This window comes from Rhizobiaceae bacterium (genome assembly GCA_023953845.1).
In the GTDB taxonomy this organism is placed as follows: Bacteria; Pseudomonadota; Alphaproteobacteria; order Rhizobiales; family Rhizobiaceae; genus Arvimicrobium.
In genome coordinates, this window is the sequence record JAMLJC010000001.1 from 3,257,108 (window position 1) to 3,281,688 (window position 24,581).

Annotated in this window: 23 protein-coding genes; 16 read left to right on the forward strand and 7 right to left on the reverse strand. The window is 64.0% G+C overall.

Annotated features, from left to right (window positions below):
- The first annotated feature begins 66 nt into the window (after positions 1–66).
- The 9 genes from M9955_15890 (at position 67) to M9955_15930 (ending at position 9,709) form a co-directional block, all read left to right on the forward strand.
- Positions 67–1,224 carry an acyl-CoA dehydrogenase family protein gene (locus M9955_15890; GenBank protein MCO5083123.1) on the forward strand — a complete coding sequence of 386 codons (1,158 nt, stop codon included), beginning with the start codon at positions 67–69 and terminating at the stop codon, positions 1,222–1,224.
- A 10-nt stretch (positions 1,225–1,234) separates the two neighbouring features.
- Positions 1,235–2,020, forward strand: a complete 786-nt coding sequence (locus M9955_15895) for an enoyl-CoA hydratase-related protein (GenBank protein ID MCO5083124.1) — start codon at positions 1,235–1,237, stop codon at positions 2,018–2,020.
- Between the two features lie 14 nt (positions 2,021–2,034).
- Positions 2,035–2,958, forward strand: coding sequence for a 3-keto-5-aminohexanoate cleavage protein (locus tag M9955_15900; protein MCO5083125.1), 924 nt, complete (start codon positions 2,035–2,037; stop codon positions 2,956–2,958).
- Between the two features lie 5 nt (positions 2,959–2,963).
- Complete coding sequence (locus tag M9955_15905; protein ID MCO5083126.1) at positions 2,964–3,617, forward strand: NAD(P)H-dependent oxidoreductase; 654 nt, start codon at positions 2,964–2,966, stop codon at positions 3,615–3,617.
- Entirely contained in the window at positions 3,614–4,762 is a 1,149-nt protein-coding gene (locus M9955_15910; GenBank protein ID MCO5083127.1) for an ABC transporter ATP-binding protein, read from the forward strand. Before M9955_15905 ends, M9955_15910 begins: the two co-directional genes overlap by 4 nt.
- A gap of 102 nt (positions 4,763–4,864) precedes the next feature.
- Positions 4,865–5,911 carry an ABC transporter substrate-binding protein gene (locus tag M9955_15915; GenBank protein ID MCO5083128.1) on the forward strand — a complete coding sequence of 349 codons (1,047 nt, stop codon included), beginning with the start codon at positions 4,865–4,867 and terminating at the stop codon, positions 5,909–5,911.
- Positions 5,912–6,004: 93 nt separating this feature from the next.
- Positions 6,005–7,183 carry an ABC transporter permease gene (locus tag M9955_15920; GenBank protein MCO5083129.1) on the forward strand — a complete coding sequence of 393 codons (1,179 nt, stop codon included), beginning with the start codon at positions 6,005–6,007 and terminating at the stop codon, positions 7,181–7,183.
- Positions 7,180–7,992 (forward strand): ABC transporter permease, encoded by an 813-nt coding sequence (locus M9955_15925; GenBank protein MCO5083130.1) that lies wholly within the window; start codon positions 7,180–7,182, stop codon positions 7,990–7,992. The genes M9955_15920 and M9955_15925 overlap by 4 nt, the downstream gene beginning before the upstream one ends.
- A 202-nt stretch (positions 7,993–8,194) precedes the next feature.
- A complete protein-coding gene (locus M9955_15930) occupies positions 8,195–9,709 on the forward strand; it encodes an SH3 domain-containing protein (GenBank protein ID MCO5083131.1) in 1,515 nt (504 codons plus the stop codon).
- Positions 9,710–9,718: 9 nt separating this feature from the next.
- Here the strand turns inward: M9955_15930 and M9955_15935 are convergent, their stop codons facing one another.
- From M9955_15935 to M9955_15960, 6 genes are all read right to left on the reverse strand, one after another.
- A complete protein-coding gene (locus M9955_15935) occupies positions 9,719–10,600 on the reverse strand; it encodes an SMP-30/gluconolactonase/LRE family protein (GenBank protein ID MCO5083132.1) in 882 nt (293 codons plus the stop codon).
- A complete protein-coding gene (locus M9955_15940; protein MCO5083133.1) occupies positions 10,593–11,585 on the reverse strand; it encodes an ABC transporter permease in 993 nt (330 codons plus the stop codon). Before M9955_15940 ends, M9955_15935 begins: the two co-directional genes overlap by 8 nt.
- The gene (locus M9955_15945) at positions 11,582–12,580 is read right to left on the reverse strand and encodes an ABC transporter permease (protein ID MCO5083134.1); all 999 of its coding nucleotides are present in this window, start codon (positions 12,578–12,580) and stop codon (positions 11,582–11,584) included. Before M9955_15945 ends, M9955_15940 begins: the two co-directional genes overlap by 4 nt.
- Positions 12,580–14,079: a sugar ABC transporter ATP-binding protein gene (locus M9955_15950; GenBank protein ID MCO5083135.1), complete on the reverse strand. Its 1,500-nt coding sequence runs from the start codon at positions 14,077–14,079 to the stop codon at positions 12,580–12,582. Before M9955_15950 ends, M9955_15945 begins: the two co-directional genes overlap by 1 nt.
- 75 nt (positions 14,080–14,154) lie before the next feature.
- Positions 14,155–15,219, reverse strand: a complete 1,065-nt coding sequence (locus M9955_15955; protein ID MCO5083136.1) for a substrate-binding domain-containing protein — start codon at positions 15,217–15,219, stop codon at positions 14,155–14,157.
- A gap of 192 nt (positions 15,220–15,411) precedes the next feature.
- On the reverse strand, positions 15,412–16,182 hold the full coding sequence (locus M9955_15960; protein ID MCO5083137.1) for a GntR family transcriptional regulator: 771 nt from the start codon (positions 16,180–16,182) through the stop codon (positions 15,412–15,414).
- 274 nt (positions 16,183–16,456) lie between these two features.
- On the opposite strand from M9955_15960, the gene M9955_15965 reads away from it, so the two are divergent.
- The 4 genes from M9955_15965 to M9955_15980 are packed head-to-tail and all read left to right on the forward strand — an operon-like array spanning position 16,457 to position 20,257.
- A complete protein-coding gene (locus tag M9955_15965; protein ID MCO5083138.1) occupies positions 16,457–17,245 on the forward strand; it encodes an SDR family oxidoreductase in 789 nt (262 codons plus the stop codon).
- Between the two features lie 2 nt (positions 17,246–17,247).
- A complete protein-coding gene (locus M9955_15970) occupies positions 17,248–18,096 on the forward strand; it encodes a transketolase (GenBank protein ID MCO5083139.1) in 849 nt (282 codons plus the stop codon).
- On the forward strand, positions 18,093–19,091 hold the full coding sequence (locus M9955_15975) for a transketolase family protein (GenBank protein MCO5083140.1): 999 nt from the start codon (positions 18,093–18,095) through the stop codon (positions 19,089–19,091). Before M9955_15970 ends, M9955_15975 begins: the two co-directional genes overlap by 4 nt.
- Positions 19,088–20,257: a mandelate racemase/muconate lactonizing enzyme family protein gene (locus M9955_15980; protein MCO5083141.1), complete on the forward strand. Its 1,170-nt coding sequence runs from the start codon at positions 19,088–19,090 to the stop codon at positions 20,255–20,257. The genes M9955_15975 and M9955_15980 overlap by 4 nt, the downstream gene beginning before the upstream one ends.
- A gap of 22 nt (positions 20,258–20,279) precedes the next feature.
- Here the strand turns inward: M9955_15980 and M9955_15985 are convergent, their stop codons facing one another.
- Complete coding sequence (locus tag M9955_15985; GenBank protein MCO5083142.1) at positions 20,280–21,302, reverse strand: C-terminal binding protein; 1,023 nt, start codon at positions 21,300–21,302, stop codon at positions 20,280–20,282.
- A gap of 68 nt (positions 21,303–21,370) precedes the next feature.
- Here M9955_15985 and M9955_15990 point away from each other — a divergent pair, with 68 nt between their 5' ends.
- The 3 genes from M9955_15990 (at position 21,371) to M9955_16000 (ending at position 24,578) form a co-directional block, all read left to right on the forward strand.
- Positions 21,371–22,072 (forward strand): GntR family transcriptional regulator, encoded by a 702-nt coding sequence (locus M9955_15990; protein ID MCO5083143.1) that lies wholly within the window; start codon positions 21,371–21,373, stop codon positions 22,070–22,072.
- Positions 22,073–22,203: 131 nt separating this feature from the next.
- Complete coding sequence (locus M9955_15995; GenBank protein ID MCO5083144.1) at positions 22,204–23,475, forward strand: mandelate racemase/muconate lactonizing enzyme family protein; 1,272 nt, start codon at positions 22,204–22,206, stop codon at positions 23,473–23,475.
- Entirely contained in the window at positions 23,475–24,578 is a 1,104-nt protein-coding gene (locus M9955_16000) for a hypothetical protein (protein ID MCO5083145.1), read from the forward strand. Before M9955_15995 ends, M9955_16000 begins: the two co-directional genes overlap by 1 nt.
- The last annotated feature ends 3 nt before the right edge of the window (positions 24,579–24,581 follow it).

Sequence of the window (24,581 nt, forward strand, 5' to 3'; positions counted from 1 at the left end):
CTAGACAGCTCTGTGCTTGTGTGTATTGTAGAAAAAATCAAACACCAAGCTGCCTGGAGGGCCTTTGTGAATTTCGAGCTTACCAGTCAACAGGCCCTGATAGCGGAAACGGCGCGGCGTTTCGTAGCCGAGCATCTCATGCCACATGAAGAGAATATCGAACGCACCGGTGAGGTGCCAGACGATCTTCGGCGCAAGCTCAGGGATTTGTCGCGCGAGGCCGGTCTCTATGCGGCGAACATGCCGGAGGACGTCGGCGGCGCCGGCCTGAGCAATGTCGAACTGGCGCTGCTGGAGCGCGAGCTTGGCCGCGTCAGCCTGCCGCTGGCAAGCTGCGTGCTGCGCCCGGCGCCTATCCTCAAGGCCTGCGCCGGCGAGCAGGTCGAGCGCTATCTGAAACCCACCGTTAGCGGCGAGCGTGTCGACTGCTTTGCTCTGACCGAGCCGGGCGCCGGCTCCGACGCCAACAACATCTCCACCCAGGCCGTGGCCGATGGCGATGACTTCATCCTGAATGGCTCCAAGCATTTCATCAGCCATGCCGATGTCGCCGACTTCGCCATCGTCTTCGCCGTGAGCGGCATGACCGATGGGCCACGGCCGCGGAAACTGATCACCTCTTTCCTGATCGACAAGGGGACGCCCGGTTTCGAGGTGCGGCGCATGGGGCGGGCCGTAGGCAATCGCGGCTATCATCAGTGCGAACTGTTCTTCACCGACTGTCGCCTGCCGAAACGGCAGGTGCTTGGCGAGGTTCATGGCGGTTTCGATGTCGCCAAGGAGTGGCTGTTCGCCAGCCGCCTGGCGATTGCCGCCAATTGCGTCGGCCGCGCCGAGCGCATTCTCGATCTGTCGCTGCAATGGGCGGCGAGCCGCAAGACCTTCGGCAAGCCGATCGCCGAGCATCAGGGCATCGGCTTCAAGCTGGCGGACATGGCGACCGAGATCGAGGCGGCCAGGCTCCTGATGCTGCAGTGCGCCTGGAAGATCGACCGGGAAGAGGGCAGCGAGGCCGTGGTCGGCATGGCCAAGATGTATGCGAGCGAGATGCTCGGCCGCGTCGCCGACAATGCCGTGCAGATCTTCGGCGGCATGGGTGTGATGCAGGAAATGCCGATTGAGCGGTTCTGGCGCGACGCCCGCGTCGAACGGATCTGGGACGGAACGTCGGAGATGCAGCGCCACATGATCGCGCGCGAGCTGACGCGTCCATACAAGCAATAGGAGGGAAATCGTGGGCACATTTGTCAGGACGGCGCGACACGGCAAGATATTCGTCATCACGCTGGATCGCCCAAAGGCGAATGCCATCAACATCGCCATGAGCGGCCAGCTTACGGAGGCTTTCCGCACCTTTCGCGAGGATGACGGGCTCGTCGTCGCAATCGTGACCGGTGCGGGGGAGAAGTTCTTCTGCGGCGGCTGGGACATGAACGAAGCCGCCAGCGGCGTGAAGGACAATGAGGAGCATGGCAGCGGCGGCTTTGCCGGCCTGCACGAACTGCTCGACTGCAACAAGCCGATCATCGCGGCCCTCAACGGGCTGACCGTGGGAGGCGGCTGGGAGATCGCGCTTGCCTGCGATCTGGTCCTTGCCACGCCCAATACGCGCTTCTGGTTCCCGGAGGTCCAGCGCGGTTTCATTGCCGACGCCGGCGGCGTGCAGCGCTTGCCGCGCATGCTGCCGAAGCGCATCGCCATGGAGATCCTTCTCACCGGCCGGTGGTTCGAGGTCGCCGAGGCGGAGCGCTGGGGCATGATCAACGCCATCGTCGAAGGCGGGGATCTCGTGCCGCGCGCCATCGCACTGGCCGAGAAGATCGCCGAGGGTGCGCCGCTCTCGGTGCAGGCAACCAAGGAGGTCGTCCGCGCGACCGAGGTGATGGTCGACCGTGAGGCGCTGACTGGACTCGCTGGCCTCGACCTGCCCGTTCACAAGCGAATGATGGCGTCGTCCGATTTCATCGAAGGGCCGACGGCCTTCACGGAAGGTCGCGCGCCGGTATGGACCGGTCGCTAGGGGCGTTACAGGAAATGAGCGAGAACAGGAAAACCATCGTCACCGCGGCCATCACGGGGTCGATCCACACGCCCAGCATGTCGCCTTATCTGCCGGTTACGCCGAAGGAGATAGCCGATCAGGCGATCGATGCGGCACGCGCGGGCGCGGCCATCGTCCATCTGCATGCGCGCAATCCGGACACGGGCGAGCCCGCATCCTCGCCGGAGCTTTATCGCGAGATCGTCAATCGCATCGCCGATGCCTGCGACGTCGTCGTCAATATCACCACCGGTGGCGGCAACAATATGAGCGTCGAGCAGCGCCTGGCCGCTGCGGTCGAGTTGAAACCCGAAATTTGCTCGTTGAACATGGGTTCGATGAACTTTCCCATGCACACGCTGCTGCGCAAGTACAGGGACTTCACGCATGAATGGGAGCGCCGCTATATCGAGGAAAGCCGCGACTTCGTGTTCAAGAGCACGTTCAAGGACATCGAGGACACGATCAGGCTGCTCAAGCCGCTCGGAACGCGGTTCGAGTTCGAATGCTACGATGTCGGCCATCTTTACACGCTGTCCTTCTTCGAGCGCGAGGGGTTGATCAATGCCCCCTACGCCGTGCAGTTCGTCATGGGCATTCTCGGGGGTATCGGCGCTTCGCCGGAAGAGCTGGTTCACCTGAAGACGACGGCCGACAGGCTGTTCGGCGACCGGTATCGGTTTTCCGTTCTGGCCGGCGGAAAGGCGCAGATGCGGATAGCGGCCGTCGGCGCTGTCATGGGCGGAAACGTGCGCGTCGGCATGGAAGACAGCCTTTTCATCTCTGCCGGAGAGCTTTGCAGAAGCAACGCCGAACAGGTCGAGAAAGCGGTTCGCATTCTCGGCGAACTGTCTTGCGAGGTCGCCACGCCGGCCGACGCGCGGCGCATGCTCGAGCTCAAGGGCAGGGCGGGCTGAGGACAATGCCGGGCGAACGGATCTGCAGTCTGATCGCCAGTCCTCGCCGTGACGGGAATTCGGTTCGCCTCGCCGGCGCCCTGGCGGAAGGCGCGGCTGAAGCGGGCCATGAAGTAACTACAGCGCATATCGACGACTACGTCAGTGGTTTCCTGCGTGACTGCCGTGACTGTCGCGGATCGGACGGCGAATGCGGGATTGCCGATCGGTATGGTGAACTCCTGCTGCGGCATATGCTGCCTGCCGATGCCGTGGCGATCGTCTCCCCGATCTACTGGTATGGGCTGCCCGCACAGTTCAAATGCGTTCTTGACAGGCTCGTCTGCTACACCAGCCAACGTCATCCGCGTTCGGCCGAGGTGCTGATGCGGCTGCGCGGCAAGAAATACGCGCTGCTTATGTCTTCCGAGGAGAGCAATCACGGCATGAGCGTGGGTATCGTCCAGCAGATGTCTGATTTTTGCCGTTACACCCATGGCTCGCTGGTGGCGGTGATGAACGCCGTCGGCAATCGCCGCGGCGAAATCGCGCTTGATCCGGCCGATCCTCTCGAGCGCGCCCGTACGATCGGTGCGAAGCTGTTTGCCATGCGCGCAACCGATTTCAGAATAGACACGCCACGGCCCGGCGCCGTCTGGCATGCAGGAGAGCCCAAATGAGTGGACTCGCGCAAAAGGCCGCGTCCTTTTCTGAAGACCGCGGCATTGCGGACAGAAAGGTGTTGTGCCGGTTCCATGGGGTCAACAAGAGCTATGACGGCAGGACGCGCGTCGTGGCCGATCTCAACCTCGATATCCATCAGGGAGAGTTTCTGACGCTGCTCGGCCCTTCTGGTTCGGGCAAGACGACGACGCTGATGATGCTGGCCGGCTTCGAGGAACCGAACGAAGGCGTTATCGAGATCGACGGAAGCTCGATCGTGGGCGTGCCCGCCTACCAGCGCAACATCGGCATGGTGTTCCAGAATTATGCGCTCTTCCCGCATATGACCGTTGCCCAGAACCTGGCTTTTCCGCTGCGCATGCGCGGCGTCGGCAGGGCGGAACAGGAGAAGCGCGTCGGGAATGTCCTTGACGTGGTGCGCCTGCCGGATGTCGCCGGCCGGAGGCCGGGCCAGCTTTCGGGCGGGCAGCAGCAGCGCATCGCCTTGGCCCGGGCGCTCATCTTCGAGCCACGGCTCGTGCTCATGGACGAGCCGCTCGGCGCGCTGGACAAGCAGTTGCGCGAGCACATGCAGCTCGAGATCCGTCAATTGCACGAACGGCTGGGGATAACTGTCGTCTATGTCACCCACGACCAGTCCGAAGCATTGACCATGTCGGACCGGGTGGCTGTCTTCGCCAACGGCCGCATCCAGCAGATCGCGCCGCCCGGCGACATCTATGAACGTCCGGCGAATGCGTTCGTGGCCGACTTTATCGGCGACAACAATCAGTTGGGCGGCATCGTCAGATCGCGGCAAGGCAACGAATATCAGATCGATTGCGATGGGCTCGTCATCAACGCTGTGTCCGAGCAGGATCACGGCGTCGGCGAAGAGGTTCTCGTCGCGTTCAGGCCCGAGAGCGCCATCGTGAACCATCCCATCCCGCCGTTGCCGAACAAGTTCGAGATCACGATATCGGAGAGAATCTATCTCGGGGACCATGTCAGGCTGCGCTGTTTTCTGCCCAACGGTTCCATGATCACGGTGAAAATATCCAACAGAAGCCGCCCGGATGATTTCGGCCCGGGTTCCGCCAGATCCTTTTACTGGTCTGGCCTGGATTGCCTGGTTTTGCCGAAAGCTATCGCGGCATTGTAGAAAAAATCAAACAGGCGCTGGACGGCTGTGTATCTTTGAGCTATAGTTTATTTAATTAAACATCTGCTCGAAGGAACCGGGCTCAACAAGGGAGTGGCGAATATGAGACGATATCTGGCGATGCTGGCATGCGCTGCCGGCCTCATCGGGCTTGTTCCGGGGATGGCTTCGGCGCGGGATCTGACGATTGTCGCCTGGGGCGGAGTCGGGCAGGAGGCGCAACGCGCCGCCTTCTTCGAGCCCTATACCAAGGCGACGGGCATGAAGATCCTGGAAGACCAGAATCCGTTGCTGGCCAAGGTTCGCAGCATGGTCGAGTCCGGCAATGTCACCTGGGACCTGCTCGATCAGGAATCCGCCGAGGCCATCATCGGTTGCGAGGAAGGCCTTTTCGAGAAGCTGGACTGGAGCCAGATCGACAAGTCGAAATATGCCGAACACGTGCACAGCGATTGCGGCTACGGTTTCTATACGGCGGGCAACATCCTCGCCTATGACGGCGACCGCTTTGCGGACAATCCTCCGGCAAGCTGGGCGGATTTTTTCGACACAGCCAAATATCCCGGCAAGCGCGGTCTTTGGAACACGCCGAAGGGAGCGCTTGAGGTGGCGCTCATGGGCGACGGCGTCCCAGCCGGCGACGTCTACAAGGTTCTGCGCACTCCGGAGGGTGTCGACCGTGCCTTCGCCAAGCTCGACTCCGTCAAGAAGGACATTCTGCTGTGGAGTTCCGGCGCCGAGTTCCTGAGCCGGCTGGCCAGCGGCGAGTATGTCATGACCTATGCCTGGAATGGCCGCATCGCGACCACCAATGCGACGGACAAGAAGAACTTCAAGATCGCCTGGGACGCAGGCTACACCTATGTGACGGACCAGCTCGTGATCGTGAAGGGCAGCCCGAATGCCGCGCAGGCGATGGAGTACATCAAGTTCATACACCAGCATCCGGAACTGCAGGCCGAGTACACCAAGCGCACTTTCTACTCCTCGACCAGCCTTGCATCTCTTGATCATCTTTCCGACGACGTGAAGGCTCAACTGCCGCTCATTCCGGACAGGCTTCAGCACGGCGTGCCGGTGGATGACGAGTTCTGGGTCGAAAACCTCGACAGCCTCACGGAGCGCTTCAACACCTGGGCAGCCCAGTGACATCCATCAGCAGCCTCCCAATGCTGGCGACGGTCGTCCCGTGACGACCGTCGCGCCTTTCCGGAGCAGGATGTGACGCTTCTAGCCAGGACGATGAGAAACAGGACGGCGGCCAGCCTTATGCTTGCCGCGCCGCTCTTTGCATTTCTGCTTGTTTTCTACTTCTATCCCATCGCCTCGTTCCTGTTGCGGAGCGTCAACACCGCCGAAATCACCGATACCATCCCGGCCACGACGGCGGCGCTCGCCGACTGGAACGGGGAGAACCTGCCGGATGAGGCTGTCTATGCGGCGCTCGTAACGGATCTCAACGCCTCGGCCCAGTCTGCGGCAATCCTCGGACGCCGGCTGAACGCGCTTGATCCAGGCATGCGCACGGTGGTGCGCAAGGCGACCGCCGCGGCGCGTGAACTCGCCGCGGCGACGCCGGCTGAAATGAAGGCCGGGCTGATCGAAGCGGACGCGAAATGGGGCTCCCATGCCACCTGGTCGCTCATAAGGCACGAAACCCGGATCGCCACTGTCACGTTTCTGCTCTCGGCCGTCGACGTGCAAAGGGAAGACGGCGGGCTTGAGTTCAGGACAGGCGGCGAAGCGCTGTTCCTGCCGATCTTCCTTCGGACGCTGGCGATTTCCCTGACCGTGACGCTGATCTGCGTCGTCGTCGGCTATCCGGTCGCGTGGGTCATCGCGATGGCCTCACCGCGCACGGCCGGCTGGCTCATGCTGATGGTGCTGGTGCCGTTTTGGCTCTCAATCCTGGCGCGTACGGCCGCGTGGATCATCGTGCTGCAGGGAAACGGCCCTGTTAACAGCTTCCTGATGTCGATCGGTCTCACCGACGGGCCGCTCCAGCTGGTCTACAACCGCTTTGGCGTTGTCCTCGTCATGGTTCATGTCATGCTGCCGTTTCTGGTGCTGCCGCTGACCAATTCGATCCGCGCCATTCCGAAGGCCTATTTTCAGGCGGCTGCCAATCTCGGTGCTCCCCCGGTCCGGGCTTTCGTCCATGTGATCTTTCCGCTCACGGTGCCCGGCATGTGGGCCGGAGGCTTCATCGTGTTCATCCTTTCGATCGGCTACTACATCACGCCTGCCCTGGTGGGCGGCCCCAACGATCAGATGATCAGCTCCTTCATAGCCTTCTACACCAACCAGTCGATCAACTGGTCGCTTGCCTCCGCGCTCAGCGCCTGGCTGCTGGGCGGAATGCTCGTGCTGGTGATGTTGAGCCAGCGCGTCGTCGCTCCGATGATCCGGAGGGTCACATGAGAGCCAATGCTTCCGGCCGGGGCTGGACCCTCTTCGTCCGCGTCTCGGCTGCGGTCGTGTTTGCGTTCCTTCTCCTGCCGCTTCTGGTTCTGGTCCCGATATCGCTGACGTCCGGCACGTTGCTGGTCCTGCCGACGCCGGGCTATTCCCTGCGCTGGTACGAGGACGTGATCCACAATCCGATATGGATCAATGCATTGCGCAACAGCCTGGTCATAGCGTCTATCACCATGGTCGCGGCCGTCGTTCTTGGCACTTTGGCGGCGATCGGCGTGTGGCGGCTTGCTCCAAAAATGCGAGGCATGGCAATAGCGGTCATCAGCGTCCCGATCGTGACGCCGGCGGTCATAGCCGCCGTGGCCATGTTCATCTTTCACGCCGGGATCGGGCTGGGCGGATCGATGACCAGCATCGTTCTGGGCCACATCACCATCGCGGCGCCGTTCGTGGTCATCACCGTGCTTTCGAGCCTCGACGTGTTCGACAACCGCCTGATGATGGCGGCTGCCAGTCTCGGTGCGCCGCCGTACAGAGCGTTTCGCCACGTAATGCTGCCTATAATCACCCCCGGGATCATCTCGGGCGCGATTTTCGCCTTTCTGACGTCTTTCGACGAAATCGTGCTCGTCCTGTTCCTTGGTAGTCCGAGCGTGCGTACCCTCCCGCAGGAACTGTTCAGCGGCATTCGCGAGCAGATGAGTCCGTCGGTGGCGGTCATCGCCAACACGCTGATCGTGTTCGCAACCGCCGCGATCGTTGCGGTCGAGATATTGCGCCGTCGCATCATGTCTGTCACCGTGAAGACATGACACCACGCCACGATAGCTTGCGCGGCGTCGTCAAAGAGTTCGCGCTGTCCCACTGAGGCAGATCGTCCACAATCAGGGCGCCGCGTGCCTCCGCTGATGGCTAGAAGGCGAGCTTTGGCTTGATCGTCACCGCCATTCTGGTAACCCCTAACCGCTTGAAACCGTATCGCGGCAGGGTATCGTTGCCGGCAAGGACGTGTTGATGCGCAGAGGTCTTTATTCGATCGTGGCGGGGGCGCTGCTGATCGGATCGGCGGGACATGCGGGGGCACAGGACGCCGACGCGACGGCCGGCGGCGCTACCGATTTCGCATCCGTCATAGGCATATCCAAGGGCGATCTCCTCAATATTCGCGCCGCCGCTTCGCCCACCGGCATGGTGATCGCCCGGATTCCCAACGGCACGCTGGTAAAGGTCGTCGGCTGCGGAGCGGCGGGCAGAAATCTGTGGTGCAGCGTCGAGGATGCCAACGATCCTGCGGCGAAAGGCTGGACGCCCGCCCGCTATCTCTCCGGTTACGAGGACAAGGCATCCGAGGTCGCCGCGGGAGGACAGGCGCCGTCTGTGGATGAATTGTCCATCATGTCGGGCAATGCGACTTTTGCGGCAAATCCCGCGAAAGCACGGGCTGACGCGCGCGCGAAGGGCGTTGTAGCGTCCTTCTACTCCGAACCCCTGCCGCCGCCCGAAGCCGCCGTCCCGGGCGCGGAGGCCGCCGGGGCATCAGGCGCGGAAGTGGAGACAAGCAAGCGTGACATTATCGGCGGACCAGCCGTCGCTCCGCTGATCGCGCTGCCGGTCGTTCCGGGAGAGGGGTCCGATCTCGCGCCTGCGAAAGCCGAGACTGATTTGCCGCAGCCCGAGGCGCCACAGACTGCGGCCGTGTCGGATGTTCCGCCGGCAGGCGAGGGCGATGCTCAGCCCCTGCTGGAGGCAGAGGCAAAGCCGGCCGGCCAGGCGTCCGGCAGCGATGACAGTGTTGCCGCCAGTCCCGGCGCGACGCAGGGGTACACCGTGCTGGAACCGAAAAAGGTGACCGTCAGCAAGATCGAGTCAGAGGCTGCGGCGCCAGAGGCCGCTGCGGCGCCGCAACCGTCAGCAGCCCAAATCGACGAGGTTCCGCCGGTGAATGTGCCGGCTCCGGCCGCCGCTCCGGAACAGACTGCACCGGCGGGGACGACACAAAGCGCGTCCCGGGAGTCCGGAGATACTCCGCTCGCTGCTGCGTCCGAGGTGCCCGCGGACACCGCTGCTGAAGAGGAGCCTCTGGAAGACAAGTCGGCTTTCCGGTCTATCGCCGACGCGCTTCTGGGCCTTGTCGGAGGTGAGGACGAACCGGCGGAAGAGACCGTCAGCCTTGCTCCGGCGGCCGACGAAGCCGACGCCGTGCCGGGCATTGTCGAGGCGCCTGATGTCGTCGCTGCGACGACCGGAAGCACCAGCGAGATCGGCGGCGAGATTCCGTGCGCCCGCTATCTCGGCCAGCCCATGGCCATGTGCCGTGCATCGGTGGTTCGCGAGGGGGCGCAGACTGCCGCCGTTACCGTTTCATGGCCCGACGGGGGCCGTCGCGTCATCCGCTTCCGGGATGGCCGGATGGAAGGGTCTGACTCCGCACAACCTTTCAGGGCGGTCCGGGAAGCAGACCTGAACATGATCCGCATCGGCAAGACCGAGCGTTTCGAGATACCGGACGCGCTGGCTTTCGGCGGTTGAGCCCCGCCCTCAACCGGCGAAGGCCGGCAATGTCAGCCCCTTCACGCCCGCGTCGATCGCGAAAAGGCCGCCGGGGTTTTTCTGCCCGGCGAAATGTTCGGCAGGGCGCTTCAGCACCGCCGTGGTGACGTAGAGGATGTCAAGGTCCTTGCCGCCGAACTCGCAGCAGGTTGGAAGATCGGTCGGCAGCACGATGGTCCGCATCAGCTTGCCATCGGGATCGTATCGGCAGACTTTTGATGTGACCGGGATCGTCACCCAGTAGCAACCCTCGGCATCGACCGTGGCGCCGTCCGCCACGCCTCCGGTCACGGTCATGTCGATGAAGGTGCGCCGGTTCTCGACGTCGCCCGTCGCCGGATAGAAATCATAGGCGTCGACGCGGCCCGAATGACTGTCCGAAAAATACATCGTCTTCGAATCCGGGCTCCAGGCGAGACCGTTCGAACAGCCGACGCCCTCGATGATGCGATGCACGGAGAGGTCTGCATCCATCCGGTAGAGCGAGCCGACGAACTCGATGGGACGTCCCGGCGCCTCGAACATCGTACCCGACCAGAAGCGGCCTTGCCGATCAGGCTTGCCGTCGTTGAAGCGGGTCTCCGGCATATGGCTTTCTGGATCGGCTATCGCCTCGAACCTGCCCGTTTCCGGATCGAAGAAGTGGAAGCCGTTCGCCATGGTGAGCACCAGCCCACCCTTGGCGCGCAGACCGAGGCAGCCGAGATACTCTGGCGTTTCCCATGTCCTGTCCTCGCCGGTCGCTGGGTCGTAGCGATGGATCAGCCTCGACCAGATGTCGATCCACCAGAGCACGCCCTCATTCGGGTCCCACAGCGTGCCTTCGCCGAGTTCGGCGCGGGCGTCGACGACGCAGGTGATGTCAACCACTGGTTTCTCCCTGTCTGGATCGTGCGGATGCGCGCAAATGTCTGAAAAGCTCGCCCCAGGTTTCGCTGGAGATCGAGACGGTGACGAGGATGACGGCGCCGTAGACGACCAGCAGGGCTCCGTTGGAGAGGTTGAGCGCGGGCAGCAGCCCTGTCAGGATCGTCAGCACCAATGCGCCGGCCACTGTTCCGAGATAGTGGCCGCTGCCGCCGAGGATGGATGCCCCGCCGATGGCCACCGCTGCCACCGACGTGAAGAGATAGGCGTCGCCCATGCCGAGATAGGCCACGCCGGAATAGCCGGTGAGCAGGATGCCCGCGAGCGCCGCCGTGACTCCGGAGATCATGTAGGTGAGGATGGTCGTGCGCGCCGTCGGCACGCCGGAGAATTCGGCTACGGTGGCGCTGGTGCCGAGCGCATAGACATGGCGGCCGAAGGTGGACTTCGACAGGAGAACGGTCGCCAGCAAGGCAAGCGCCGCCCAGATGAGCACGATCACCGGGATCGGGCCGACGCGGCCCACGGCGAGATATTTGATGAGCGCCGGCGTCGATGGCGTCGGCGAGCCGCCTGTGTAGACGAGGATCAGGCCTTGCAGGATGACGTTGACGGCCAGCGTCATGATGATCGGCGGCACGCCGAACAGCGCAACGCCCGCGCCGTTGACGAAGCCGATTGCGGCGCCCCCGGCGAGCAACAATGGGATCACCCATATCAATGCGACGTCCTGCCCGCCCGCCATCAGGGTCAACAGCAACGCTGCGCAGTTCAGCACCCAGGGGATCGACAGGTCGATGCCGCCGCCGATGATGACGAAGGTCTGGCCGAAGGCGACGATCCCGACGAAGGCTGCCAGAACCAGCGTGGAGCGCAGGTTCGACGGCGCGAGGAAGCCGGGGGAGAAAAGCGCCGTGATCAGAAGCAGCACGGCGACGCCGGCATAAGCAAGCAGGATCAGACGGTTGCGCGCGACGAAGCCGCTCATGCCGTCTGCCTCCGCGCGGCTTTTTCGGCGATCGCGCTGGCCAGCACGGCGACGAGAAGGATGACGCCCGAGGCTACGGGCTGCCAGTAACTGGAAATGCGCAGGATGAAGACCAGATTGCCGATCAGCGTCAGGATGTACGCGCCGATGATCGTCCCGGCGAGATGTCCGCGCCCGCCGAAAAGGCTCACGCCGCCGATGACGGCCGCCGCGACCGACGGCAGGATATAGTCGCGGCCGATGGTGGGCGAGCCTGCGCCTGTCTGCGTCGTCAGATAGAGGGCGGCCGCTGCCGCGAACAGGCCGGAAAGCCCATACGTCGCGGCATTGATGCGGGTGATCGATACGCCGGACAGGAAGGCGGATTTCTCATTTGAGCCGTTGGCGCGGATCGTGATGCCGAGCCGGGTCGCCATGAACCAGAGCCAGAAGACGAGCAGCGCGATGAGCATCCACACCGTGCTGGAAAGCCCGAGGAACTGCAGGTAGCCGAAGCCCAGCCACCAGCCCGGAACCTTGCCGCCGTCGCTCGGCAGGATGATCATGGCGACGCCGTTGAGGATCGACCATGTCGCCAGCGTCACCAGAAAGGGTTGCAGGCGGAAGAAAGAGATCAGCAGGCCGTTGACGACGCCGACGGCGAGGCCGAGCAGCAGGATCAGCCCGGACCACAGGACCACGCTGCCGGCATCGTCGCCGAAGCGGGTCGCCGCGATCACCGTGCCAAGGCTGATCATGCCTCCGATCGAAAGATCGATGCCGCCGCGCAGCAGGACGATGGTCTGTCCGGTTGCGGCGAGCATCAGCGTCATCGCCGCCGTGGTGTTGAGGTTGAGTTCGTCCAGCGTGAACACGCCCGTCTGCCGCGTTCCGTAGACGATGACGATCAGCACCAGCATCAGACAGGCGACGAGGAACGGCGCCCGGTCGAGCAGCGCATCGCGCAAACTCTTGCCGGTGGAGCTTTGCCCTGCTTCGGTGACCACGCCGGACATCACGCCGCCCTGTCCAGAACCGCGGCGCTCAGGATGGCCTCCTCGGTGATTGCATCGCCGGAGAGCGTGGAGGCAATCCTGCCTTCGCGCAGCACCAGCACCCTGTCTGCGACATGCACCAGTTCCGGCAGGTCGCTCGAATAGAAGAGGATCGCGTAACCCTTGGCGGCGAGGTCCCGGATGAGCTGAAAGATTTCGCCCTTCGTGCCGACGTCGACGCCGCGCGTCGGATCGTAGAGCAGGAGGACGCGGGCTTCCGTCAGCAGCATCTTGCCGAAAACGACCTTCTGCTGGTTGCCGCCCGAAAGCGTTCCGACCGCTTGCTCCGGCGTGCTCGCCTTGATGCGCAGGAAATCGACCATCTCCCGCACCAGAGCCGCTTCACGATCCCTGTCGAGCAGGCCGCCCTTCGAAAAGCGGCGGATGACGGAGAGCGTCAAATTCTCGCGCACGCTCTTGGACAGCAGCAACCCCTGGCCGCGCCTGTCTTCCGGCACCAGCGCGATACCGTCCCGGCCGGTCAGCGCGCGCCGCGGATTGGCGAGCGCTGCCGGTTTTTCCCAGAGTTTGATCGCGCCGTTCGACGGCGCCGCGCCGAACAACGCCTGGAAAAGCTCGCGCTGGCCATGCCCTTGCAATCCCCCGACGCCCAGCACTTCGCCCTCATGCAGCGAGAACGTCGCATCGCGCAGCCGCCGCCCGCTCGACAGTGCGTCGACCTCGAGCGCGAGCCGCTCGGTGCGGGTCGGCACGCGGACGGGATAGAGCCTGTCGAGCTGGCGTCCGATCATTTCGGTCACGATCTGGTCGTCGGAGACGGCATTGGCGTCATGAGCCGCGACGGTGCGGCCGTTGCGGAAAATCGTCAGGCGGTCGGCGACAGCGCGAACTTCGCCCATGCGGTGTGAAATGAAGATCGCCAGCCGGCCTTCCTCGGCGATCTGGCGGCTGAGTTTCAGCAGCCATTCGGCCTCGAGCGCGGGGAGGGCGGACGTCGCCTCGTCGAGGATCAGAATGCGCGGGTCCTTCGCGAGCGCTTTGGCGATCTCCACGATCTGCCTTTCGGCCAGCGTCAGGTGCCGCAACTCGCGATCGGGCCGGATTGCCGGGAACCGGTAGCGTTCGAACAATGCGAGCGTATTGGCGCGCATGCGCTTGCGGTTGGTGGTGCCGATAAGGGTCAGCGGCTCATGCCGGAACCAGATGTTCTCCTCGACCGTCAGGTCGGGGATGAGCGAGAGCTCCTGGAATACGGCCGCGATGCCCAGCGCCTGCGCGGCATCCGGATTGTTCGGACGAAAGTCCTTGCCGTCGACGTGAATCGTTCCCGTATCATAGCGCAGAGCGCCGGACAGAATCTGGATGAACGTGCTCTTGCCGGCGCCGTTCTCGCCGAGCAGCGCATGCACTTCGCCGGCACGAGCCGAAAACGTCGCCTCGCTCAGCGCGACGATGCCGCCGAACCGCTTGCTCAGGCCTTTGACGTCGATCAGGTCCATGCCGATGCCGAATGAATGTAAAAAGCGCCCGCCGCCCGTATTACGAGGCGGCGGGTCCGTCTTGTCGACAGATGTTCAGTTCGTGCCGGCGGCTTCGGCCGCCGTGATGTCCACCCAGTCCGGCGTTATCGGCAGGGTAAGGCCGGGCGCCTGGTCCGGGAAGGCGTTCTCGCCGATGGCGATCTTGATCATCTTCGTGCCCGGATAGAGCTCCGACTCGAACGGGTCGGTGGTGACGAAGTCGCCCTTCACCTGAATCTCGCGCTGTTCCGGCTTCTTGCCGGTGTCGAGTATTTCGACCGCGAGCTTGATCGCCTCGGAGGAAAGATAGGCCGGATTGGAGCCGAGAATGCACTTCGCTCCTTCGGTCTGGGCACAGGTCACCGCCGAGACGTTGTAGGAGAAGCCGACCACCGGGACGATCGGGCGGCCTGCGTCCTTCAGCGCCTGGATGGCGCCGGAGCCGTAGCCCTGCGTCAGGATGCCGTCCACCTGCGGATTGGCCGCGAGCAAAGCGGCCACGCCGGACTGTTCCGGCCCGAGCGCATAGTCGCCATTGTACTGGCCGACAACCTTAATGTCGGGGTAGTTTGCCAGCACCTTCTCGTAGCCGCCCTGCAGTTGCGCCGAGATCGGCGCGCCCGCGAGGCCGCGGTCGATGATCACGTTGCCCTTGCCGCCGAGCTGCTTGGCCATCCATTCGGCCATCACCTCGGGGATGCGGTTCCAGTCGGATGCGACCGCATAGGCGCAGGGCTCGGTGACCGTCTGGTCGAAGCTGATGACGACGATGCCGTCGTCGCAAGCCTTTTTCAGCGTCGGGTTGAGCGCCGAATCGGAGGCGGCGTCGACGAGAATGGCGTCAGGCTTCTGCCTGATGATGTTGTTGAGCGAGTTGATCTGGGCCTGGACGGTGTTCTCGACATTTTCGATGCGCAGGTCGACGCGTCCGGCGAGCGGGCCCTTCTTGACCGAAACTTCGGCCACCCGCTGCATCTGCTGGCGCCAGTCATTGCCGACGAAATTGTTGGACAGGTATATGACATACGGCTTCTTGTCCTGGGCCTGCGCGAGCCCGGCCAAGCCCGCGACGGCGACGCCGAGCGCGGCGAGTCCGTATGCGAGACGTTTCAATCGCATATTCTCCTCCCTCGATCGCCTGCTGAAGGTCTCCTCCCGCAGCACAGGCAGCGATGATGTTACCGGTACCAAATTTCGCTGTCAAACGGATACGCAGTCTGAGCGTGTCAGTCCGCCAGAGTTTGTCGCGAATATTGTGATGCTATTATAATTTTATAAGCCGGTCGAGTCCCGTTCGACCGTCTGACGGACCTATTCCAGATCGTTCGGCGCATCGTAGGTGATGGCGAATCGGTCCGCCGGATGCCGGGCGACCGAAAGCTCCACATAGCGTCCGTCGGCCGCCTGATAGAGCATGGCGACGGTGAGGAGCGCGCTGCCCGGTTCCACGTCGAGAATTTCGGCGGCTTCTTCGTCGGCGATCTCGGCTCGCACTGTCATATGCGCCACGGCGAGCCGCAGTCCAAGCTTCCGCTGTACGGTCTCGAAGATCAGCACGTCGGTGAAATCGCGCCGATGCAGGCGCTCGCCGATCTCGGTCGGAAAGTAGGTGTTGATGTAGGCCTTCTTCTCGTCGCCCGCGAGCAGAACGGAGCGCAGGCAGTAGCCGGTTTCCCCTTTGCGTCCGCCCAGATATTGCTGGATGAGCGGCGATCCCTCGCGGCGATATGAAAGCAGCTTCAGCGAGGCGTCCTTGGCGTAGGCCGCGATGTCGGTGAAGTTCGCCATGTGCCAGGTCGGTCCGCCGTCCGCACCGCGCGGCATCACGATTGCCGGCTTCGCCGAGCGTTTGCGGATGAGCCCGTCGCCTTCGAGATCGCGCAATGCGTGACGGACGGTGATCAGGCTGACGCCGAAATGCTCGGCGATGCTCGCTTCCTTGGGCAGTTCCTCGCCTGCGGGAAGGACGCCCTCGACGATCGGTCGCCGCAATATGTCGGCCAGTTGCCGGTAGAGCGGGCCTCCCTCGCGGCCGAGTGTCCGGCGCGGGAACAGGTCGAGCAGCGAATGTGTCTGGAGCATTCTGGTGTTCTCGTCGCGTCGCCGGTCGGGTCGCAGCCCGGCTGAAAGCAGAATTGAGCTTGCGGCGCAAGGTTTGAGCATGTGAAGCGCAAAGGAACCGGCGCCGCCGACAACCCCGCCCCGCTATGCTGGCTTCGCCGCTAGATTACCCGCCTCGCGGCGCCGATCAACAGCCGCGTAGAGGATCGGCGTGGGATGTGCGCGATCGACGGACGATTGACACTCGAAAATGGTACCGGTATCAAAAAAGAGTCGCTTGCCTTGGGAGGAAAGTTTGGCTGCAGGTGTCGGAAGTCGGCCGCGCGCTCTTGTGACGGGGGCCGCGGGCGGACTGGGCCGTGAGATCGCGGTTCAGCTTGCCGCGCGAGGCTGCGCCTTGGCGATCTGCGACATCAATGCAGAAGGGCTCACCGGCACTGCGAAGCTTCTATCGGAGCATGGCGCGGAGGTCGAGCAGATCGCGTCCGACCTCACGGCGAAGGGCGCGCCGGAGGCGGCGGTCGACCGCGTCGTCGTCCGCTGGGGCGGTATCGACATACTGGTCAACAATGCCGGCTACGGCGTCATCGAGCCATTCCTCGACGCGACCTACGAGGCCTGGACGCGAACGCTGGCGCTTAACGTCACGGCGCTCGCCATAGCCTGCAAGGCAGCGGGCCGCATCATGCGCGACCAGCGCTCCGGCCGCATCGTCAACATCACCTCGCCTGGGTCCCGCATGGCGCTCCCGGATTACACCGCCTACACGGCGAGCAAGGCGGGCGTCGATTCCATCACCCGCGCAGCCGCCGTGGCGCTCGCGCCATACGGCGTTCTCGTGAACAGCCTCGCCCCGGGCATGATGGATACGGAAATGCAGCGCTCGACCGAGGCCGATCTGGCGCGGGTCAACGGCCGTAGCGATCTGCAGGCGTTTCTGGATGAGCGCACCAAACGCGTCCCGCTCGGCCGCCGCGCCGAGATTGCCGAGATCGCGCAGGCCGTCGTATGGCTCTGCCTCGACGCGCCGCCCTACATGACCGCCGAACGGCTCAACATGTCCGGCGGGCTCGACAAGGACTGAACATGCTGCGCAACTCTCCGCCCGAAAGCGCCGACATCGGCGAACTGAAGCGCCGCGCCACGAATCTGCGCCGCCACATGCTGACGATGGCGCGCGGGCAGGGGCAGGGCTATATCGGCCAGGGCCTTGGCATGGCGGACGCGCTGGCTGCGCTCTACTTTCACGAGTTGCGCTACGATCCCGCCAATGTGACATGGCGGGAGCGGGACCGTTTCCTTCTCTCCACCGGCCATTATTCCATCGCGCTCTGGGCCGCGTTTGCCGAAGCGGGCGTACTGCCGGTCGAGGAACTGCCAACCTATGGCGCCGACGACAGCCGGCTGGAAATGTCCACGCTCGACACGACACCCGGCGTCGAAATGATCGGCGGTTCCCTTGGTCACGGTCTCGGACAGGGCGTCGGTCAGGCGCTCGGCCTTCGCCTTGACGGTTCTGGCGCGCGCGTCTTCGTGGAATTGTCGGACGGCGAGATGCAGGAAGGTTCGACGTGGGAAGCCGCCATGTCGGCCGGGCATTTCGGGCTCGACAATCTGGTGGCCCTCATCGATTGCAACGGCATCCAGGCGGACGGCCCGGTCGTGCTCGACATGGAGCCGGTGGCCGGCAAATGGACGGCGTTCGGCTGGTCGACGCAGGAGATCGATGGCAACGACATGGAGGCCGTCGTCGTGGCGCTGAAGGCGGCGCGGACAAAAGGCGGAAAGCCGCACGCAATCGTCATGCGAACCTTGCCGGGCAAGGGCGTGCGCCGCATCGAGACCAGCGAGAAGTCGCATTTCTTCCGCGTCGATGTCGGCCAGTGGGACGGCATCATCGCCGAATTCGAGAAGAGCCTGGAGCCTGCCGCATGAGCGCCGCGAACATGACCGGCCGAACCCTCGCCATGGGGGAAGACGAGGCAAGCGACGGCGCGCGCGCCATGGTCGATGCGCCCTTCGGCAAGGCGCTGGCGCGCGTCGCGAAGGACGACCCCTCTATCGTCGGCCTCACCGCCGACCTTGGCAAATATACCGACATCCATCCGTTCCGCGACGCCTTCCCGGATCGCTTCTTCAATGTCGGCATGGCCGAGCAGAACCTGATTGCCGTCGCCGCCGGACTGGCGCGGACGGGCAAGACGGTTTTCGCCACCACCTACGGCGTCTTTGCTTCCCGTCGCGCGTATGATTTCGCAGCCATCGCCTGCGCGCATTCCGATGTCGACGTGAAGATCGTCGCGGGGCTGCCGGGCCTGACGACAGGCTACGGCGGCACGCATCAGGCCATCGAGGATCTGGCGCTGATGCGCATGATCCCCAATCTTGTCGTCATAGATCCTTGCGACGCCGTCGAGATCGAGGCCGCGACCGAGGCCATCGCCGCACACAAGGGATCAGTCTATATGCGCCTGTTGCGCGGACAGGTTCCGGCCGTATTGCCTGCCGACTATAAATTCGAGATCGGCAGGGCGCGTCATCTGCGCGACGGCACGCATGTCGGCATCGTCTCCACCGGCCTCATGACCGAGCGTGCACTTGATGCTGCGGCCGTGCTCGGCAAGCGCGGCATTTCGGTCGGCGTGCTGCATGTGCCGACGATCAAGCCTTTTGATGCCGAGGCTGTGGTGAACTTTGCCGCCGGGGTCGATCATCTCGTCACGGCGGAAAACCACGTCGTTTCCGGTGGGCTGGCGACGCTGGTAGCGGAGGCGCTGTTCGACGCCGGGCAGGCGCGGCCGTTGACGCGCATCGGCCTGCCGGACCGCTTCATTGAATGCGGTTCGGTCCCGACGCTTCAGGCGCGCTACGGCATCTCGCTCGATGCGATGATCGAGAGGATCGGTTCCCTGGTGAAGGTTGCAGCATGAAGATCGTCGATATCGAGACCTACGCCGTCGGCGCCGGCTGGAAGAACTGGCTGTTCGTCAAGGTCGTCACTGACAAGGGCATTCATGGCATAGGCGAGGGCACGCTCAACGGCTTCATCCGCACGACCGAGGCCGGCGTGCATGAACTGAAGCATCTTGCCATCGGTCAGGACCCCCGCCGCATCAGCGAGCTCGCAAAACGCTTGCTGGACAGCGTTTCGCTGGATGGCGGCCATATCCACCGCACCGTCATCGCCGCGATCGAGGTTGCGTGCTGGGACATTCTCGGCAAGAGCCTCGGCGTGCCGATCCACCAGCTTCTCGGCGGCCGTATGCGCGACAGCGTGCTCGGCTACGCCAATGGATGGTACCGCACCGAGCGCACGCCGGAGGCCTTTCTGGAGGCCGCGCAGGCGGTGATGGCGAAAGGCTTCAAGGCCTTCAAGCTCGATCCGTTCGGCACCGCGCAGAGTTTCATCTCCAGAGAGGAACTGGATCTCTCCTACGACATCTGCCGAATGCTGCGTGACCGGCTGCCGGCAGATACGCGCATCCTGATCGACGTTCACGCCCGCTTCACCGGCATTGCCGCGTTGCAGGCAGCGCAAAAATTCGCGGATCTCGACATCTACTGGTGGGAGGAGCCGACCTCCCGCGACCGGCAGGAAACGGTGCACGAGATGGCGCTACGCTCGCCGATCCCCGTCGCGACCGGCGAGATGTATGACACGGTCGGCCAGTTCTATGCGCTGGCTGAGGGCGGCGGAGTCAACATCTTCCAGCCCGAGCCCATGTCGCTCGGCGGCATCGCGCCGACCATGCAGGTGGCGGCGATCGCCTTCGGTCATGGCAGCGTGATCGCGCCGCACCAGAGCGGCGGCCCGGTCGCCACCGCCGTCTGCCTCCAGCTTGCCGCCGCTGTCCCGAACTTCCTCATCCAGGAGCATTTTGACGCCTTCAACGATCCATGGACACGCGATCTGGTCACATGGCATCCGACCGTCAACCCGGACAACGGGCACCTGTCCTTGCCCGATGCTCCCGGTCTCGGCATCGACCTCAACATAGACGCGATCAAGGCGCATCCCTACGATCCTTATGCCTATCTGAACGTCCATGCGGAAGGCTGGGAACGCCGGCTCGGCACCGGGCGCGAGGCTTCCTGAGCCGCGCTCCGGTTTCGCCGTCTCAGGCCGCCCTTGCCTTCAGATCGATGAACTCCCTGTTGACGCAGTTCATCAACACGCCCTCGCGCAGATAGGTGACGATCACCTCGATCGCCTTGCGCTGCATGTCTTCGAGCGCCGAAGGGCTATAGAAGGCGGCGTGCGGGCTGAGCACCAGCTTGCCGTCGGTCCAGTCTTCGCGGCTGCGATAGGCTTTGATCAATGGGTGGTCGGAATCGGCCGGCTCCCTGGGCAGCACGTCGAGGCCGGCAGCCGCGATCCGGCCCGCCTTCAGCGCTTCCGTCAGAGCATCGAGATCGACGATCGGTCCCCGCGCCGTGTTGATGACGATGAGGTCGGGTCTCGCCTTCGCCAGCAGGCCCCCACCAACCATGCCGCGCGTTTCATCGTTCAGCGGGGTATGCACCGACAGTATGTCGGCTCGCGCCATGACCTCGTCGAGATGACGCACGCGCTCGTAGCCGGCGGCCAGTTCCGCGCCGTTCGGCAGGTAAGGATCGTAGAAAATCACCTTCATGTCGAAAGCGGAGGCGCGGCGTGCCGTCGCCAGCCCGATGCGGCCGAGGCCGAGCACGGCAAAAATCTGGCCGCGGAGCCGCCGGACGCGCGGCGCCGAAGCGTAGTTCCAGCGGTCGGCATGGTCGCGCACCGCCTCCTGATAGCTCGATGTGCCGCGCGCGATGGCGAGCAGAAGCGCCAGCGCATGATCCGCCACCTCGGTCGTGCCGTAGTCCGGCACGTTACAGACCGGCACGTTGCGGGCGTTCCACTCGGCAAGATTGATCGTGTCGTAGCCCACGCCTTCGCGCACGACGATCCTGCAGCGCTCGAATGCCTCGGCGGGCACGCCGATGGGCAGCGTGGCCGCGCAATTGATCACTGCGTCGGCCATCCGGCACTGCTCGATGGTCGGCGGCGGCGAAGCCTCCGCACCCGACCGGTGGATGTCGAACGTCACGTCTTGCCCGAACGCCTGATAGAGCGGCGTGTCGGGAGCGTATGTGTTGACTTTCAGAATGCGCATAAACCCTCTCCGCGCTGTCCGCCGCACCGGGCTGGCGATTGTTTTCGGTTGATTGTAATCAGTGAGCGATGAACGACGACGCTTTCGACCTTTCGCCCGCACCGCGCCGCGTCCTGACGGACGACGTCGTCGACGCGATCCGCGGCGCGATCCTCTCGGGCAAGATCCGGCCGGGCTCCCGCCTCATCGAAGAGGATCTGGCGGCCTCGCTCAAGGTCAGCCGCGGACCGGTGCGGCAGGCCATTTTCCGCCTTCAGCAGGAAGGGCTGGTCGTCCATGAGCCGCATCGCGGCGCGACCGTCGGGGAGGTGTCCGAGGACGATGTGGCCGACATCTACAGTCTTCGGCTGGCGCTCGAGCGCCTTGCCGTGGAGCACGCCGGCCGCAAGGCTGAGGTCGGCGACTTCGCCCGCATCGAGGCCGTGCTCGATCGTTTCCGCGCGATGCCCCGGGCCGAGATCGACAGGCGCCGCGTGGCAGAACTCGACATAGAGTTCCACGACGCGATCTTTCACGCCGCCCGAAGCCGGCGCCTCTATCGCGCCTGGGAGACGCTGCGCTCGCAGTTGATGATGTTCCTGATGCTGCGCGACGCGCTGCCCGCCGACTATCTCGACAGCTGGGATCGCGACCATGCGCGCCTTCTCGATGCGATCCGCAGCGGCGATGCCGCAACTGCCGATTCGATCATCGTCGAGCATGTCGAAAGCGCGAAAGAGCGCCTGCTCGCGATCCTCCACGCCAAGCGGCAGGCCGCCTCCCAAACGTGAATGCCTGCGTCTTGACATATGTGGGTCCGATTTCTAGTCTCGTAAATTGTAAACAATAAACTAAAAGAGATGCAAGCTGTTTTGGCGATCGGGGCGATGAGGTGGCCTCGTCGCGTCATGAGGAGGGGATTGTGAAGATCACGAAGATCGAGACGATCTGGTTCGAGGCGCAGCCGCAAAAGGTCTGGCAGCAGCAGAACCCGAAGGCGCGGCAGGCTTTGCCCAACAACCTCTGGGTGCGCGTCCATGCCGACAACGGCATGTCGGGCATCGGCGAGACATACTATCTGCCGCGCGCCGTCGCCGCCATCGTCCACGACATCTACGCGCCGCTGCTCATCGGCCGCGATCCCCGCGACATCGAGAACCACTGGCAGAACATGTTCTCGTTGGCGAATTTCTGCGGCGTGATGGGTGCCGAAATGCGCGCCATCTCGGCGCTCGATGTCGCCCTGTGGGATCTGGTCGGCCAGATTGCTGGCCTGCCGATCTATCATCTGCTGGGCGGCCGCAGCCGCGATCGCATCCGCGTCTACAACACCTGCGTCGGCTTCGGAAAATATCCCGACCTCGATGCGTGGATGACCGGGCGCGCCGGCGAGCTTGCCGAAGACCTGCTGAAGCAGGGCATCACGGCGATGAAGATCTGGCCTTTCGATCAGTTCGGGCCGGGCATCGCCGGACCGGAGAACGAACGCGGCCAGACCATGGTGTGGGGCGCGGTGACCGCTGCCGGCACGCGTGGCCTTGGAATATCAAACGACGATCTCAGGGCCGGCGTCGCCATTGTCGAGGACATCCGCCGCGCCGTCGGCGACCGGATGCAGATCGCCATCGAGGGCCATTGCCGCTGGGATTTGCCTTCTTCGGTTAAGATCGCGCGGGCGCTGGAGCCGCTCGACATCATGTGGCTCGAGGAGATCATGCCGCCCGACAATGTCGACGCCTTCGCGCAACTGCGGTCGCAAACGACAATCCCGATCTGCCAGAGCGAGCGCGTCTTCACGCGGTTCGGCTTCCGTCCGTGGGTCGATAAGGCGGCCACCGACATCGTCATGATGGACCTGTCATGGGGCGGCGGGTTGACCGAGGGCCGCAAGGTCGCCGCCATGGCCGATACCGCCATGCTGCCCTTCACCTGTCATGACACTATCGGCCCCGTCGCCCTGTGGGCCGCCACCCACATGCTGCTCAACGCGCCCAACGGCCTGATCATGGAAATGGTCCGCGGCTATGTCGACGGCTGGTACAACGATGTCGTCGAGGACCGCATACAGTTGATCGACGGCAGACTTGTCCTGCCCGACCGTCCCGGCCTCGGCACGCGGCTGCGCGACGATCTCTTCGCGCGCCCCAACGCCCGCATCGAGACCACGACCGAAGAGAGCCTGAAGGTCTGGTGATGGAAGGCGCTGGCGCACCCTTCACCGTCAACTATACAGGCGACTACCTCGACGCGTCAGGCAGCCTCACCGTCCCCGACATTGCGCTCGATCTCTATGACGGCCACCCGTTCATCCGGCAAGGATTCCTGAGAGACCAGAGCCCGAAACCCGGCGATACCACCTACTGGGATCGGCTCTATTCGCTGGAGATCACGCCGCAGCACGTCGCGACATCCGAGGCGATCGTGATCTTCCGCCCGTGGGTGAAGGCCTCGGCCTTTGCGGGCGGCGCCGAGCGGCTAACGGTGATCGGCAGGGCAGGGGCAGGCGTCGACAAGATCGACCTCGCCGCCTGCACCGACAACGACGTCGCGGTCTTCAATGCGCCGGACACGCTGACCCATGCGACAGCATCCTCGGCTTTCCTGCTCATGCTGGCACTTGCCAAGCGTCTCACCGAACAGGAGCGCCTCGTCCGTCGCGGTCGCTGGGACTTGCAGCCGCAGACCATGGGCGTGGACCTGCCCGGCAAGGTGCTGGGCATTGTCGGCCTTGGCGCCAGCGGACGCGAACTCGCCCGCCTCGCGAAACCATGGGGCATGGAGATCATCGCCTTTTCTCCCCGCGCCGATCCTGACGATGCGCGGGCGCTGGGCGTGACGTTGGCGGCGTCGCTGGATGAACTGTTCGCGCGGTCCGACTTCGTCAGCCTGCACAACCGGCTGGATGCCTCGACGCGCGGTGCCATTGGCATGGAGCACTTCCGCCGCATGAAGCCGAGCGCCTGTTTCATCAATGTTGCGCGCGGCGAGATCGTACGCGAAGCCGAGATGATCGAAGCGCTGCGCAACGGCATCATTGCCGGCGCCGGCCTCGATGTGTTCGAACACGAGCCGATCCCGGCCGATCATCCGCTGACGGCGTTCGAAAACGTCATCCTCACGCCGCACTGGCTGCCGTCCACCCGCGACGCGGCGCGCCTCACCATGGCGACCATGTCGAACGGCATCATCCGCGCCGCGCAGGGCCTCGTGCCCGAGAACGTGGTCAATCGGGATGTGCTCGACCGACCGGGTTTTCTCGCGAAGCTTGCCAGATTTGCTGTCAACCGCCCATCCTGATCC